General features: G+C 70.6%; 9 protein-coding genes and 2 pseudogenes. 4 read left to right on the plus strand and 7 right to left on the minus strand.

Annotated features, from left to right (window positions below):
- Positions 1-12: 12 nt before the first annotated feature.
- Positions 13-1,227, minus strand: a complete 1,215-nt coding sequence (locus ACPYN5_RS12615; RefSeq protein ID WP_424449335.1) for a M15 family metallopeptidase — start codon at positions 1,225-1,227, stop codon at positions 13-15.
- A gap of 88 nt (positions 1,228-1,315) precedes the next feature.
- On the opposite strand from ACPYN5_RS12615, the gene ACPYN5_RS12620 reads away from it, so the two are divergent.
- Positions 1,316-2,377: an Rv2578c family radical SAM protein gene (locus ACPYN5_RS12620; RefSeq protein ID WP_424449336.1), complete on the plus strand. Its 1,062-nt coding sequence runs from the start codon at positions 1,316-1,318 to the stop codon at positions 2,375-2,377.
- Positions 2,378-2,940: 563 nt separating this feature from the next.
- On the opposite strand, the gene ACPYN5_RS12625 is transcribed toward ACPYN5_RS12620, so the two are convergent.
- The 6 genes from ACPYN5_RS12625 to ACPYN5_RS12650 all read right to left on the minus strand — a co-directional run bounded on the left by ACPYN5_RS12625 (position 2,941) and on the right by ACPYN5_RS12650 (position 11,347).
- The gene (locus ACPYN5_RS12625) at positions 2,941-5,334 is read right to left on the minus strand and encodes a DEAD/DEAH box helicase (RefSeq protein ID WP_424449337.1); all 2,394 of its coding nucleotides are present in this window, start codon (positions 5,332-5,334) and stop codon (positions 2,941-2,943) included.
- Positions 5,335-5,732: 398 nt separating this feature from the next.
- The gene (locus ACPYN5_RS12630; RefSeq protein ID WP_424449338.1) at positions 5,733-9,143 is read right to left on the minus strand and encodes an efflux RND transporter permease subunit; all 3,411 of its coding nucleotides are present in this window, start codon (positions 9,141-9,143) and stop codon (positions 5,733-5,735) included.
- Between the two features lie 124 nt (positions 9,144-9,267).
- The gene (locus ACPYN5_RS12635) at positions 9,268-9,654 is read right to left on the minus strand and encodes a fluoride efflux transporter FluC (RefSeq protein ID WP_424449339.1); all 387 of its coding nucleotides are present in this window, start codon (positions 9,652-9,654) and stop codon (positions 9,268-9,270) included.
- Positions 9,651-10,052, minus strand: coding sequence for a fluoride efflux transporter FluC (locus ACPYN5_RS12640; RefSeq protein WP_424449340.1), 402 nt, complete (start codon positions 10,050-10,052; stop codon positions 9,651-9,653). The genes ACPYN5_RS12635 and ACPYN5_RS12640 overlap by 4 nt, the downstream gene beginning before the upstream one ends.
- Positions 10,053-10,113: 61 nt before the next feature.
- A complete protein-coding gene (locus ACPYN5_RS12645) occupies positions 10,114-11,076 on the minus strand; it encodes a DNA topoisomerase IB (protein WP_424449341.1) in 963 nt (320 codons plus the stop codon).
- Position 11,077: 1 nt separating this feature from the next.
- Positions 11,078-11,347, minus strand: coding sequence for a DUF7218 family protein (locus ACPYN5_RS12650; protein ID WP_424449342.1), 270 nt, complete (start codon positions 11,345-11,347; stop codon positions 11,078-11,080).
- A gap of 214 nt (positions 11,348-11,561) precedes the next feature.
- Between ACPYN5_RS12650 and ACPYN5_RS12655 the strand changes: the two are divergent.
- The 3 genes and pseudogenes from ACPYN5_RS12655 to ACPYN5_RS12665 all read left to right on the plus strand — a co-directional run.
- A pseudogene (locus tag ACPYN5_RS12655) lies at positions 11,562-12,978 on the plus strand (HNH endonuclease signature motif containing protein); the annotation flags it as partial.
- A gap of 467 nt (positions 12,979-13,445) precedes the next feature.
- A complete protein-coding gene (locus tag ACPYN5_RS12660) occupies positions 13,446-13,610 on the plus strand; it encodes a hypothetical protein (protein WP_176786877.1) in 165 nt (54 codons plus the stop codon).
- Between the two features lie 177 nt (positions 13,611-13,787).
- Positions 13,788-14,624, plus strand: a pseudogene (locus ACPYN5_RS12665) (DUF4097 family beta strand repeat-containing protein); the annotation flags it as partial.
- Between the last annotated feature and the right edge of the window lie 23 nt (positions 14,625-14,647).

Raw genomic sequence — 14,647 nt, forward strand, 5'->3', positions numbered from 1 at the left:
CCTGTCGCCGGGTCAGCCGGCGTAGGTCGGGGCTGGCGGCATCCCGAAGAAGTCTTCGAGAGTGCGGTAGCCGCCCTCGGCGTAGAGCGTCGCGAGCTCCGGGCCGATGTAGCGCAGGTGCCAGGGCTCGTACTCGTACCCGGTCGTGTCGGTGTAGCCATCGGGGTATCGGATGATGAAGCCGAAGCGATGCGCGTTGGCGGCGACCCAGTCGGACTGCGCCGTGCCGCCGAACCGCTCGATCGAGCCGCATCCGCCGTCGCATGCGACGACATCGACGGCGAGGCCGGTCTGATGCTCGCTGTGCCCGGGGCGCGCGCTCGTGAGGTCGGCGTTCTGCTGACCGAGCTGCCCGACGTAGTTGCGGTAGGTCGATACCTGCAGGTCATAGGAGCGGAATCCGCTGTTCACGCCGATCGTCCCGGCGCCCTCGTCGCGCGCGGCGGCCGCAAGCTGCGAAAGGGATGCGGCGACATCGGCGCGCATGTGCCCGCCGCTCGTCCGCTCGACGCCGTCGGCGCGCGCCTGCGGCTCGGGCCAGTAGTCGATCGGGTCGAGCGCGTTGAGCTTGTTGACGACGACCCAGGTGCGCCCGGCCTCGTGCAGGTCGATGCATGGGGCGGTGCCGCCGGCGATAGCAGCGCGGAACGACTCGGCCCCGCCTGCCGCGGCGATGGCATCGGCATCCGAGCCGGATGCGAGCGCCTGCTGGAATGCGGGATCCGCACAGGGGTCGGCGGCGCCCGAGGTCTGCACCCCCGCGCCGGCGTCGACGACGGGCTGCTGGGCCGCAGCGGTGCCGGACTGAGCCGGAGCGGGGATCGCCGTCGCGCTCGGCACGTCTTCCGGAGGCGCTCCCACGGCGGCGGCGACGGGATCCACGGGCGCGGGATCCGACGCCCCGGTCAGCAGCGAGGCGATCCCGATGGCTCCGGCGATGACGAGCGCGACGACCGCGAGCCCGGCGACGACCGCGACCGCCCGTCGGCGCGCATAGACGGATACGGGGAGCCGCAGGGTCGCGGTGGAAGCCTCGGTTGCATCCGCTTCGGTTGCTTCCGCCCCGGTTGGTTCCGCGGTCGCCGAGCGGGGAGCGGGAGCGGTGCCGCGAGGTGTCGCGGTGGCGACGGCGCGCTCCCGCAGCGCACGACGGCTCGGCAGCGGGTGCGTCGCCGGCGTCCGTTCGCGTCGCGAGCGACGCGTCTCGGGCTCGGTCGGGTGCGCCACGCCCCCATTCTGCCCTGAGCACCGGGCGATTGCCGGTGCCACGCGACTCCCGATTGACATCGCTTCGAATCTCTGTTCGAATCTTCTCATGCGATGGCAGGGACAGCAGATGGGCGTGGCGGATGCCGCAGCGCTGCCCGGCCTCGAGACGCTGAACGGTCTCGTGCGCTCGGTGACCACGCCGGAGTTCGCCGGGGTGACGTTTCACGAGGTCATGTCGAAGTCCGCGCTCAACCGCGTGCCCGGACCCTCGGCGATGCCCTTCGACTGGACGGTCAACCCGTACCGCGGATGCACGCACGCCTGCGTCTACTGCTTCGCGCGCGGCACGCACGAGTACCTCGACATGGATGCCGGCGCCGACTTCGACTCCCAGATCGTCGTTAAGCTCAACGTCGCCGACGTGCTGCGTCGCGAGCTCGCGAAGCCGACCTGGGCTCGCGAGCAGGTGGCACTCGGCACGAACACCGATCCGTATCAGCGCGCGGAGGGCCGCTATCGGCTCATGCCCGGCATCATCACCGCGCTCGTCGACAGCGGAACGCCCTTCTCGGTGCTCACGAAGGGCACGTTGCTGCGCCGTGACCTCCCGCTGCTGACGGAGGCGGCCGCCGCCGTGCCGGTCGACCTCGCGATGTCGATCGCCGTGCTGGACGAGCCGCTTCGGCAGCTGCTCGAGGCCGGCGCGCCGACGTTCGCCGCGCGCCTCGACACCGTGCGGGCGGCCAGCGCCGCCGGGTTCCGCGTGACGGTGTTCCTCATGCCGATCGTGCCGCACCTCACCGACTCGGTGGAGGTGCTCGACGACGCGCTCAGCCGGATCGCGGATGCCGGCGCCGCCCGTGTCGTCTACGGCGCGATGCACCTGCGGCCGGGCGTGAAGCCGTGGTTCCAGCAGTGGCTCGCGCGCGAACGCCCCGACCTCGTGCCGGCATACCGCGGCCTGTACCCGGGAGCTGCGGTGCAGGCACCGCAGGGCTACCGGCGGATGCTCGCCGCACGGGTGCGGCCTCTGCTCGCGCGGCATCGGCTCCGCGGTGGGCTCGAGGAGGAAGAGGCACAGCCCAGCACGCGGCGGTTCCGCCCCGGCCCGGTCGTCACGACCTCGCGCGGCCGCGCCGCCACGGCATCCGCCCCCACGCTCTTCTGACCGGTTAGCGTTCCGCCCGGCCGCGAGAATCGCGATCTGCGGCGAGAATCCGCGCGGCAACGCGACGAGCGGGTGAGACTCGTGATCTGCGGCGAGAATTCGCGCAGCATCGCGAGTCTCACCGCAGACGCTGCGCGTTGCCGCAGCAGCCGAGCCCCGCCCCCGCACCCCCGCCGCCGCACCCGCGCCCCGCGCCCGCATCGCCACGACCGGGTGAGACTCGCGATCCGCCGCGAGAATCCGCGCGGCAACGCGAGTCTCACCGCGGACGCCGCACGTGGCCGCGGAAGCTGAGCCCCGGCCCCGCCCGCGCACCTCGCCGCCGCACCCGCACCCACGCCCGCATCGCCACGGCCGGGTGAGATTAGCGATCTGCGGCCAAAATCCACGCGGCAACGCGATTCTCACCGCGGACGCCGCGCGTCACCGCAGCAGCCGAGCCTCGCCCCGCCCGCGCACCGGCCCACCCCCACACCCCCGCACCCACGCCGCGCGCTCGCGAAAGCCCGCGAGTCGGGGAGACTCGCGGGCTTCGCGATGCCGCGTCGGCGCGGGGCGTCAGATCAGGCGTCGACGTTCGAGAGCTGCCGGCCCGAGACCTCTTCGAGGACATCGTCGCCGGGGCGCACATCGTCGAACGGGGCGTCGATCTCAGCACGCTCGAGCATCTCGGTCATGCGACGACGACGCTGACGCGTGATCAGCGTCACGACGGCACCCGAGCGACCGGCGCGACCCGTACGGCCCGACCGGTGCAGGTACGTCTTGTACTCGTCGGGCGCATCGGCCTGGATCACCAGATCGATGTCGTCGACGTGGATGCCGCGGGCTGCCACATCCGTCGCGACGAGGACGCGCACCTTGCCGTCGGTCAACCGCTGCAGGTTGCGTGTGCGCTTGGCCTGGTTGAGGTCGCCGTGGAGCGCGACCGCCGCGATACCGACGTCCTCGAACTGCTCCGCGAGCATCTCGGTGTACGCGCGGGTGCGGGCGAAGACGAGCGTCTTGCCGTCCCGGTCGACGAGCGAGTTGAGGATCTCAGCCTTGTCGCGGTGGTCGAGGACGAGCACGCGGTGGTCGATCGTCGACGTGTCCTGGCTCTCGCCCGCGACCTCGTAGACGGCGGGCTCGACGAGGAACTCGTCGACCAGAGCGGCGACCTCGCGGTCGAGCGTCGCGGAGAACAGCAGCTTCTGCGCGCCGTCCTGCACGAGACGGAGGATGCGCTGCATCGGCTCGAGGAACCCGAGCTCGCTCATGTGGTCGGCCTCGTCGAGCACGACGATTCCCACCTCCGAGAGGTCGAGCTTGCCCTGGTTCTGCAGGTCCTCGATGCGTCCGGGGGTGCCGATGATGATGTCGACGCCCTTCTTGAGCGCACCGACCTGACGCGCCTGCGGAACTCCGCCGTAGATCTGCGTCGTGAACAGGCCGACGCTGCGCGCGATCGCCTGCACCGTGCGGTCGATCTGCAGTGCGAGCTCGCGGGTCGGAGCGAGGATCAGCGCCTTCGGCGAACGACCGAACTCGCGGCGCTTGCCGGCCTGGCTGCGCAGGATCGACTCGACCAGGGGCGCACCGAAGGCGATCGTCTTGCCCGAGCCGGTGCGGCCGCGGGCCAGGACGTCCTTGCCCTCGAGGATCGACGGAATCGTGGCCGCCTGGATCGGGAACGGGGATGCCGCACCGAGAGCTTCGAGCTGACGGACGATGTTGTCGCCCAGTCCGAGGTCGCCGAACGACGACTGCGCGACGGATGCCGCGTCGACGGCTTCGGCCTGCAGGCGCTCGTGGACGGTGTCGACGTGGTCCTGGTGCGCCTTCGACTTCGTCTCGGCGTTCCAGTCCGAACGGTTCGGTCCGTCGGTGCGACGCGGACGGTCGTCGCGGGCCGGACGCTCGGAGAAGTCACGACGGGGACGGTCATCGAACGACCGGGCCGGACGGTCGTCACGGCGCGGACGGTCGTCGCGATTCGGGCGGTCGGAGAAGTCCCGACGAGGACGGTCGTCACGGTTCGGGCGGTCGGAGAAGTCCCGACGAGGACGGTCGTCGAGCGAACGCGCCGGACGGTCATCCCGGCGAGGACGGTCGTCACGGTTCGGACGGTCATCGCGGTTGGGGCGGTCATCGCGGTTGGGGCGGTCGCCGAAGTCACGACGGGGACGGTCGTCGAACGAACGAGCCGGACGGTCATCGCGGTTGGGGCGGTCGCCGAAGTCACGACGCGGACGGTCATCACGGTTCGGCCGGTCGCCGAAGTCACGACGCGGACGATCATCACGGTTCGGGCGATCGCCGAAGTCACGACGAGGACGGTCATCGAACGAACGAGCCGGACGGTCGTCACGGCGCGGACGGTCATCACGGTTGGGGCGATCGCCGAAGTCACGCCGCGGACGGTCATCACGGTTCGGGCGGTCGCCGAAGTCGGGACGCGGGCGGTCATCGAACGACCGGGCCGGACGGTCCTCGCGACGGGGACGGTCATCACGGTTCGGGCGGTCGCCGAAGTCACGACGCGGACGGTCGTCGCGGAACGAGGGGCGAGCGTCGCCGAAGGTGCGACGGTCGTCGCGCGGCTGCGCCTCGTAGGGGCGGCGGCCTCCGGCATCCGAACGGCGGTCGCCGCCGAAGCCGCGCTGCTCGCGGGGTGCGCGGTCGTCGCGGAACGGGCGCTCGCTCCGCTCGCCACGCGCGCCGCGGTCGTCACGGGCCTGCGAGCGGATGCCGCGGGCTTCGTCGCGACCGGCACGCTCCTGCGAGGACCAGCGGTTCTTGCGGCCGGTGTCCTCGCTTTCGGCGCGGTAGCCGCGGTGGCCCGGGCTCTTGCTGCCGGCCGTTCCCGCCGACGACTGGCCGGGGCGACGCTTGGCGTCCTGGTACGAGGTCTTCTTGCCGAATCGCGGCTCGAAGTTCTGAGCGCGGCCGCCGGCCGGCTTCTTGTTCTTGGGCATGGGCGTGTCCTTCTGGGTTCTCTGCACGAGAACAGCGCCCGCGCGCACGCGGGCAAACCCGGACATCCGTCGGCCGGGGGCCATTCACATGATGGTCATGCGCGCCGATCGGCGCTCACCATCGGCCCCATGGACTCACAAAACCTGTCGCGATCACGCGCTGTCCAGAGCCGACCCGCCAACGATACGGCATCCGCCTGGGAATCCGGCGAGTCGGGATGCCGGATGCCGGATGCCGGGATGCAATGGATTCCGGGCGACACGCCGGTGTCGAGCCCTCGTTCGCGGCGCGCCGCAAACGATTCATTGCATCCCGGCACTCGGCCACCCGCAGGCCCCAGCGCAGACCGGCGGCCCAGCCCAGCCCGGCAGCCCCCGGGTACGGAGGGGTGCGGCGGTCAGGCCAGACGGCGGCGGCGGGGTCCGCGAGAAGGCCCCGGAATGCGCTGAGCCCGTCGACGGGACGACCCGTCCCCCGGCACACCGGATCCCGCGGCCCGAAGAGTCTCATCGGCGTGAGCGAGATCGTGCTCGTCCGCCGCAACCGGGATGACGAGATGAGTCGGGGCATCGGGCGAACCGTCGACCGGGACGACGAGGTGCGTCGGCTCCGCGGTCGCGGCCTCGGCGAGACGACGCTCTCGGCGGGTCTTCGGCACCGCCGAGCCGTCGCGACCGCCGCGGCCGTCGTCTTCCCCGTCCGCGCCGGCACCGGCGATGACGTCCCCGCGGCGCCGCGCCTCGCGACGCTCGCGTGCGCCCTCGACGAGGTTGTAGAGCGTCGGCAGCACGAGCAGGGTCAGCAACGTCGACGAGATCAGTCCGCCGATGACGACGATGGCGAGCGGCTGCGAGATGAACCCGCCGTGCCCGGTGATCCCGAGGCCCATGGGCGTCAGGGCGAAGATCGTCGCGAGCGCGGTCATGAGGATCGGTCGCAGACGACGCGATCCTCCGGCCATGGTCGCGTCGTGCGCCGAGAGCCCCTTCTCGCGGTACTGGTTGACGAGGTCGATGAGCACGATGGCGTTGGTCACGACGATGCCGATGAGCATCAGCACGCCGATGAGCGAGGCCACGCCGAGCGGAACGCCCGTGGCGATCTGCAGCAGGATGGCGCCGGTAGCCGCGAACGGCACCGAGATCAGCAGCAGCAGCGGCTGACGGAGCGACTTGAAGGTCGCGACCATCACGATGTAGACGATGAGGATGGCCGCCAGCGCCGCGAGTCCGAGCTGCGCGAAGGCATCCTGCTGCTGCGTCAGCACGCCGCCGATCTCGGCGTCCGCGCCCTGCGGCAGCTCCACGTTCTCGAGGGCGTCCGAGACCGTCGCGGATGCGGTGTTGAGGTCGTCGCCCGCCGGCGTCACCGTCACGGTCGCCGTGCGCTGTCCGCGCTGCGTCGTGATCGACGTCGGGCCCTCGCTCTGCTCGACCGTGGCGACATCCTGAAGCGGGATGGGCCCGCCGGCGGTGGGGATCGTCAGCTGTCGCAGCTCGTCGATCGACGCGGGCGCCTGCGACGCCGCGAGGTAGACCGTGAGCGAGGTGTCGTCGATCTCGACCGTGCCGATGGACTGCGGCTGCATCGTGCCCGAGACGATGCCGCCGACGGCGACCTCCGACAGGCCGAGAGAAGCCGCGGCGCCGCGGTCGACCGTGACGGCGATATAGGGAAGCGAGGCCGAGAGGTTCGACGTCACCTGGCTGATCCCGTCGGTCCCCTCGAGAGAGGCGATGACGGCGTCGGCGGCATCGCCCAGCGCCGTCTGATCGGGCGCGGTGACGTCGATCTCGATGTCGCTCGAGCCGAAGCCGCCGCCTCCCGCTGCGATCTGGATGTCGCCGACGTCGTCGAGATCGGCGACGGCGCGCTGCACGCGGTCGCGCACCTCGAGCTGATCGGCCGAGCTGTCGGTCGTGATCGAGTACGTCACGCCGCCGCCCCCGCCCGAGAACGCGTCGCGGAGCTGGGATCCCGACGATCCGATCGACACCTGCACGGCATCGATGCCCTCGAGGCCGGTGATCGCGTCCTCGACGCGCTGCGCCGCGGCATCCTCCGCGTCGAGGGATGCCGCCGGCCCGAGCGTCTGGGTCATGGTGAAGGTGTTCTGCCCCGAATCGCCCAGGAAGTTCGTCTTCATGAAGGGCACGGCGGCGAGCGTGCCGCCGAGGACGAGCACGGCGAGCACGAGGGTGATCGCCGAGTGGCGCAGCGTCCAGCGCAGCACCGGCAGGTACGCCTTCTGAAGGCGCGAGGGCGGCGCGTCGGGGTGCTCGGGATCGATGCGGCGGCCGTCGGCGGTGACGACGGGCTTGCCCGGGCGCAGGAACCAGTACGCGAGCACCGGCACGATCGTCAGCGAGACGAACAGCGACGCCGACATCGCGATCGTGACGGTCAGCGCGAACGGGCGGAAGAGCTCGCCGGTCAGGTCGCCGACGAAAGCGATCGGCAGGAACACAGCGACCGTCGTGATGGTCGACGCCGTGATGGCGGCGGCGACCTCGCGGACGGCGAGAGTGATCGACGCGAGCTTGTCGGCGCCCTCGACGTAGTGCCTCTTGATGTTCTCGATGACGACGATCGAGTCGTCGACGACGCGACCGATCGCGATCGTCAGCGCACCGAGGGTGAGGATGTTCAGCGAGTAGCCGAACGCCTGGATGCCGACGAAGGTGATGAGCACGCTCGTGGGGATCGAGATCGCGGTGACGATCGTCGAGCGCACAGACAGCAGGAACAGCAGGATGACGAGCACCGCGAAGACGAGTCCCAGCAGCCCCTCCTGAGCGAGGGCCTCGATCGACTGCTCGATGAACGGCGCCTGATCGAACACGACGGTGAACTGGGCGTCGCCGCCCAGGTCGTCCTCGAGCGCGGGAAGGGCGTCGAGCACACCGTGCGAGACGTCGACGGTGTTGGCCGCGGGCAATTTCGTGACCGCGATCGTGAGCGCCGGCTCACCGTCGACGCGCGAGATGGAGGTGATGGGAGACGGCTCCTGCGCGACCGCGGCGACGTCGCCGATCGTGGTCGTCCCCCCGGCGAGCTGCGCGGCGTCCGTCGGCACGAGCGGCAGGGCCGACAGCTCCTCGACCGACGCGATCTTCGCGCCGGTCTGCACCGTCAGCGACTCGTCGCCCTCGGTGATCTCGCCACCGGGGAAGAGGACGCCGTTCTGATCGAGGGCGTCGCGGATGGCCTGCTGGGTGAAGCCCGACTCGGCGAGCGCGGCCTGGTCGGGCGTGATCGTGATGCGCTCGACGCGACCGCCGACGACCTGGGCCGCGTTGACGCCGTCGACGTCCTCGAGGTCGGGGATGACGGTGCTCTCGAGCCGCGCCTGAACGGACTCCTCGTCGTCGTACCCGGTGACGGCGAGCTGGATCACCGGGAGGTCGTCGAGCGAGAAGCTCAGCACGCTGGGGGTGATCCCGTCGGGAAGCTGGCTGTCGATGCGGTTGATCGCCTGCAGGATCTTCTGCTCGGCGGTCGCCAGGTCGGTGCCGTACGTGAACGAGGCCTGGATGATCGACGCGTTCGTCGAACTCGTCGCCGTCGTCGACTCGAGACCGGGAACGCCCTGGATGGCGGTCTCGATGGGAGTCGACACATCCGTGTTGACCACCTCCGGCGACGCGCCCGGGTAGGTCGTGACCACCGAGAGCTGCGGCAGCTCGATCGAGGGGATCAGCTCCTGCTTGAGGTTCGTCAGGGCGAGGCCACCGAACACCGCGGCGACGATCGTGATGAGCGCGATCAGCGCGCGGTTCTTCAAGCTCAGGACGGCGAGTTTCGACACGGTATCCCTCGGAGCGCCAGAACCGGCGCAGTCGATGTGATTCAGGCCCGAGCGCGTCGGCGCTCGTCGATACAGGAATGTATCGACGCTCAGTATCCCACGGCGCCGCCCGGCGGGTGCGTGCTCAGCGGGGCAGCAGCCCGCCGACGGTGAGGCCGATCGCCGCCGCGAGCACCGCGGCGATCAGGGTGCCGGCGAGGTTCACGACCGCCCAGTCGCGGCGACCGCGGCGCGCGAGGCGCACACTGTCCACCGAGACGGTGCTGAAAGTCGTGTATCCGCCGAGCAGTCCCACCCCGAGCACGGCCAGCCAGTCGGGTGCCACGATCGAGCCCATCCCGGTGAGAAGACCCAGCAGACCCGAACCGGTGACGTTGACCACCAGGATGCCGACGGGGAAGGCGTCGCGGCGTCCGCCAGTGAGCAGCACGTCGAGGACGTAGCGGATGCCGGCACCGGCCCCGCCCGCGGCGATCAGGGCTGCCAGCATCCCCCCGCTCATCGCGGTCATGCCTCGGCCTCGCGGCGCGTTCCGACGGACAGACCGAGCGCGGCGGCGACGAGGCCCCCTGCGAGGGTCACGAGAACGAGGAGCAGTCCGACCACCGGCGCGTTGGTCGCGACCTGGATCGACTGCACGGCGAACGCGCTGTAGGTGGTGAACCCGCCGAGCACTCCCGTGCCCGCGAACGCGCGCAGGCGGGGCCGGGCGGTTCCCCAGCGCCCCACGACGACACCCAGCAGGAATGACCCCAGCAGGTTGCAGCCCACGGTGAGGGCCGGGACGACGAGAGGATGCGTCCATCCGGCGAACGGAAGCGTGACGGCCGCTCGCACGGCGACGCCCGCCGCGCCACCGATCATCACGAGGATCAGCGTGAGCGGCGAGACACGCGCCCGCTCGACCACGCCGCCCACGGTAGACCCGAGGTCGTACGCGGTGACGCCGCCACACCGGTTCGCGAGCGGGTCAGCCGAGGACGAGCGAGCGGATGGCCGTCTCGGGCGAGACCGATGTGTCGAGCAGCATCCCGGAGCGATAGCGCTCGAACACCCGAGGGTCGATGTACGAGCTGCGCGCGACCGCCGGGGTGTTGCCGAGCGCGGTGGCGGCGGCGCGCACGGCCTCGACCTCCGCCTGGTGCACGGCTCGCGCGGTTTCGGCGATGCCGATGCGGGCGAGGGCGTCCGCGGCGACCACCGTGCCGCGGAGCGTCCGGAAGTCCTTCGCCGTGAACGGGCCGCCCGTCAGCGCGCGCACGTAGGCGTTCACCTCGGTCGGCGTGAGCGGCACCCGCCGGCGCTCGCGCTGCCATGCCAGCAGGGGCGAGGACGGCCGCCCCTCGATCAGGAGCATGATGGCCGTCGCGAGATCGGGGTCGGGGATCTCGAGCGCCTGGCGCTGACCGCTCTTACCCGAGAACGCGAGGCTGACGATGGTGTCGGCGACCGAGGCATCGCGACGGCGGAGCGTCGTCAGGCCGCGGCTGCCGTGCTGCAGCAGATAGCGCTGCGACCCGATGCGCAGGGCCGACCGATCGAGCAGACGGAAGGCCGCCGCGAGCACCCGCTCGCGATCGAGGTCGGCGCGACGCAACGAGGCCGTCGCGCGCGACCGCGCACGCGGCAGCGACTCGGCCAGCTGGAGCGCGCGGGCGTACTTGCCCTTGTCGCGGCTGCGCGTCCACTCGGGGTGGTAGATGTACTGGCGCCGGCCCGCGTCGTCGGTCCCGACGACCTGGATGTGCCCCTGCGGATCGGCGCAGATCCACACGTCCTGCCAGGCCGGCGGGATGACGATCGTGCGGATGCGGGCGCGGTCGCGACGACCGACCGCCGCGCCGGCGGCATCCGTGTACCGGAATCCCTTGCCCGAGCGGATGCGGCGGATGCCGGCATCCACGTCGGGGCGGACCCGGACGAGTCGGGCCACGTCAGTGGTCGCGCAGCATCGAGATGATCTGCGCCTTCTTCTTGCCCGAGTATCCCGAGATGCCCAGTTCCTTGGCACGCTTCTTCAGCTCGTCGACGGTCCAGTCGTCGTAGTCACCGGACTTCCCGCCGCGGCTGCCGACTTTCTCGCGGCCGTCGCGGGCGGCGGCGTTCGAGATGCGGGCGGCCTTCTCTTTGGATGCGCCGTCCTCGCGCAGCTCCTCGTACAGTTCGGGGTCTTTCAGGCTGTTCGATCCGCGTCCCTGTGGCATGGCGATCTCCCCTCGTCGATCGTCCGAAGGTACGGCTGTCGCGGCTGCCACTGCAGGTGCTTGACAGGTGTTCGCGGGAAGGCGTAATCGACGCTCGTCGGGACGCTTTCCCGCAGGTGGGATCGGCTGCCCGGGTTGTGGAGAGTCGGGGTCCGATGTCGGAGGTCCGTGACAAGATTCGAACATGCATTCGAACGGCGGATCGGGCGGCGGGATGGGAAGCGACGGCGACATGGACGCCCTCGCCCAACTCGTCGCGGACGCCGAGACGGCTGCGGATGCGGGACGCGCTGCGCAGATCTACGAAGTACGGGTGCTCGCCGCCGCGGGAGTGCTCGCCGAGAAGCAGTCGGCGGGCGCTTCGGAGAAGGTGAAGGCCCGTGACATGGCGTTGCGTGGCATTGCGGCGGAACTGGCCGGGGTGTTCGTGGCGACCGATCGGACGTTGCAGCGGCGGATCGACGAGTCCAGGGATCTCGTGGAGAACTATCCGCTGACGATGACTGCATGGGCGGAAGGGCGGATCGTGCGGGGGCACGTGCGCGTCATCCAGGACGTGGGATGCATCATCCCCGCGAACGCGCGCGAGGAGTTCGAGCGGCTCGCGATCGAGAAGTGCGAGGGTGAGACGCCGAACCGGGTGCGGGCCTCCTTGGAATTTCTCGCGCAGCGCCTGCACCCGCGCACGTTCACCGAACGCCACGAAGAAGCTGCCGCAGGGCGCTGCGTCCGCGCCCAGGCGGGGCCGGACGGGATGTCGGATTTGATCGCGACGCTGCCCACCGTCATCGCGGACGGGATCGTCGACCGCCTGACCCGGCAGGCACGAGAGATCATCAACGCCCGGCCCCACGCGGATGCGGCGGGTGCCGCGGATGCGGCGGATGGCGCGCATGCGGTGGACGCCGCGATCGGCGCGGATGCTGCGGGCGGCGCGTTCGACGGATCGCCGTTCGGCGACACGGAATTGCTCGGGACCGCCGGCACGGAGCGGTCGTCGTTCATGGGCGACACGCGCACCATCGATCAGGTCCGGGCGGACGTGTTCTCCGACCTCCTCCTCGCCGGAACGCCCGCCCTCGACCCCACCGCCACCGGTGACGGCGACGGGACCCTCGGCGCGATCCGTGCCCATGTGCAGGTCGCCGTGTCCGCGCTCACGCTCATCGGACAAGACGACGGCCCGGCCGATCTGGCCGGGCGCTCCCCCATCGATGCCGCCACCGCACGCGAGCTCGCCGGCGACGCCAGCTCGTGGGACCGCCTCCTCACCCACCCCGTCACCGGCACCGTCCTCGAATGCGACTCCTACCGGCCCACCGCCGCGATGGTGCGGCTGCTGCGGGCGCGCGACCGGCACTGCCGGTTCCCCGGATGCCGGCAACCCGCCATCCGGTGCGAAATCGACCACACCACCGCCGCCTCCCACGGCGGACCCACCCACGTCTGCAACCTCGCCCACCTGTGCAAGAGACACCACGACGTCAAACACCACACCAGATGGCACCTTCGACAACTCCCGGGCGGAAGGCTCGTGTGGACCTCGCCGACAGGGCGGATCTACCGCGAAGACGCACCACCACCCCTCGTCGCCTTCACCATCGCAAGGGCCACCGGGAAACCCGGAGCCGCCGCACTCGCGGAAGCCCTCGAGACCACCGGAACCATCGAGCTCATCGCGGCGAACCGTGCCGCCCGACTCGCCACCGTTCTGACCGACGTCCGGGTACCCGGCGTGCTGATGGCAACACGCTCGGTCGCAGCGCGCCCCGGCAGCGCGCCCAATGAACGCGCGCCCCGCAGCAGCGCGCCCGCGGCAGCACGACCGGTGGCGGCGCGCCCCGGCAGCGCGCCCCGTGTCGGCGCGCCCGGTGGCGGCACGCCTGCGCGGATGCGCCAGAACAGCTACCACCGCGCCGATGCGCGCCCGGCGGACGGACACTGTCGGAATGTGCGGCCAGGCGACTACCACTGCGCGGATCCCGTCGTCAAGACGTGGCGACCCACCCACGGCAATCTCTAACGTAGCTGTCAGCCCTCACCGGGGTCTGAACGTCTCGCAGTGGGACGGACATTGGGAGACAGACAAGGAGCCCCCATGAACATCTTCCTCATCATCATCATCGTTGTTGCGATCGTGCTCGCGATCGTCAGCGGCCTGAACAGCGCACTGAGCTGGCTGCTCTGGGTCGCGCTGATCGTCGGTGTGATCGCGCTCATCGCGTTCCTCTTCCGAGTGATCAGCGGCAACAAGCGAGCCTGACCGCCGCCGCACTGCGCGAACGCCTCCACCTCCGGGTGGGGGCGTTCTGCTTTTCCCAGCCAGGTGACCTGCCACTTCGGAGACGTGTCGACACTCGCGATATATCGTGTTAGCCTCCGAATACGCGATATATCGCGAACCTGATGCGGCAACCGTCGCCTGAACAGAGGGAATGCCATGACACTTCAGAAGTGGATCGTCCACCCCGGCGAGACTCGGGTCATCGACGTCGACGACATCCGAAAGCTCAAAGTCAGCATGGTCGGCGGCCAGATCGACATCGTCGCCCACGACGAGCCCGGCGTCCGCATCGAGGTGCACGCCGTCACCGGCAAGGACCTGCGCATCGAGGCGACCGGCGACGCGGTCGAGATCGACCACCCGCAGCTGCGCTGGGACAACTTCACGCAGGTCTTCCGCAACTTCGGCTCGGCCGGCCCCAAGGCTGAGATCAGCGTCGCCGTTCCCCGGGGCACGGATCTCACGCTCGGGGTCGTCAGCGCCAGCGCGCTCGTGTCGGGGCTCGCCGCCGACGCGCGGGTCAACACCGTCTCCGGCGACATCATCATCGACGGCATCACGGGCGATGTGAACGCCAATGCCGTCTCCGGCGACGTGCAGGTCCGCGAGCTGACCGGAGCATTGAGCGCGAAGTCCGTATCGGGCGACGTGGCGGCGCTCGGCACGCTGCGTGCGGCCGACATCGACACGGTCTCCGGAGCCATGCTGATCGACTCGTCCGGACCGATCCAATCCATCTCGCTGCACACCGTGGGCGGCGACGCCACCGTGCGACTCGACGAGACCCTGCCTGCCAACTACCAGGTGCGCAGCGTCAGCGGTCGCGTTCTCATCGACGGCGTCGTGCGCTCCGGACAGGGCGCCGGGCCGCTCACGAGCTTCGCCGGTTCGACGGGCGAGCTCAGCGGGTCGTTCGTCGATGTCCGCTCGAACTCGGTCTCGGGTGACCTGACCGTGCTGCGCCGCCCCGCGGCTTCCGGCGGCGACGTCGCAGGCTCGGACGCCACCGCGGTCTC

Source organism: Microbacterium arborescens (genome assembly GCF_049707515.1).
In the GTDB taxonomy this organism is placed as follows: domain Bacteria; phylum Actinomycetota; class Actinomycetes; order Actinomycetales; family Microbacteriaceae; genus Microbacterium; species Microbacterium arborescens_B.

Excerpts from the sequence above, each read along its gene's own strand:
- ACPYN5_RS12635 (WP_424449339.1), bottom strand. The coding sequence starts at position 9,654 with ATGACCGCGATGAGCGGGGGGATGCTGGCAGCCCTGATCGCCGCGGGC.
- ACPYN5_RS12650 (WP_424449342.1), bottom strand. The coding sequence starts at position 11,347 with ATGCCACAGGGACGCGGATCGAACAGCCTGAAAGACCCCGAACTGTAC.
- ACPYN5_RS12660 (WP_176786877.1), top strand. The coding sequence starts at position 13,446 with ATGAACATCTTCCTCATCATCATCATCGTTGTTGCGATCGTGCTCGCG.
- ACPYN5_RS12620 (WP_424449336.1), top strand. The coding sequence starts at position 1,316 with ATGCGATGGCAGGGACAGCAGATGGGCGTGGCGGATGCCGCAGCGCTG.
- ACPYN5_RS12625 (WP_424449337.1), bottom strand. The coding sequence starts at position 5,334 with ATGCCCAAGAACAAGAAGCCGGCCGGCGGCCGCGCTCAGAACTTCGAG.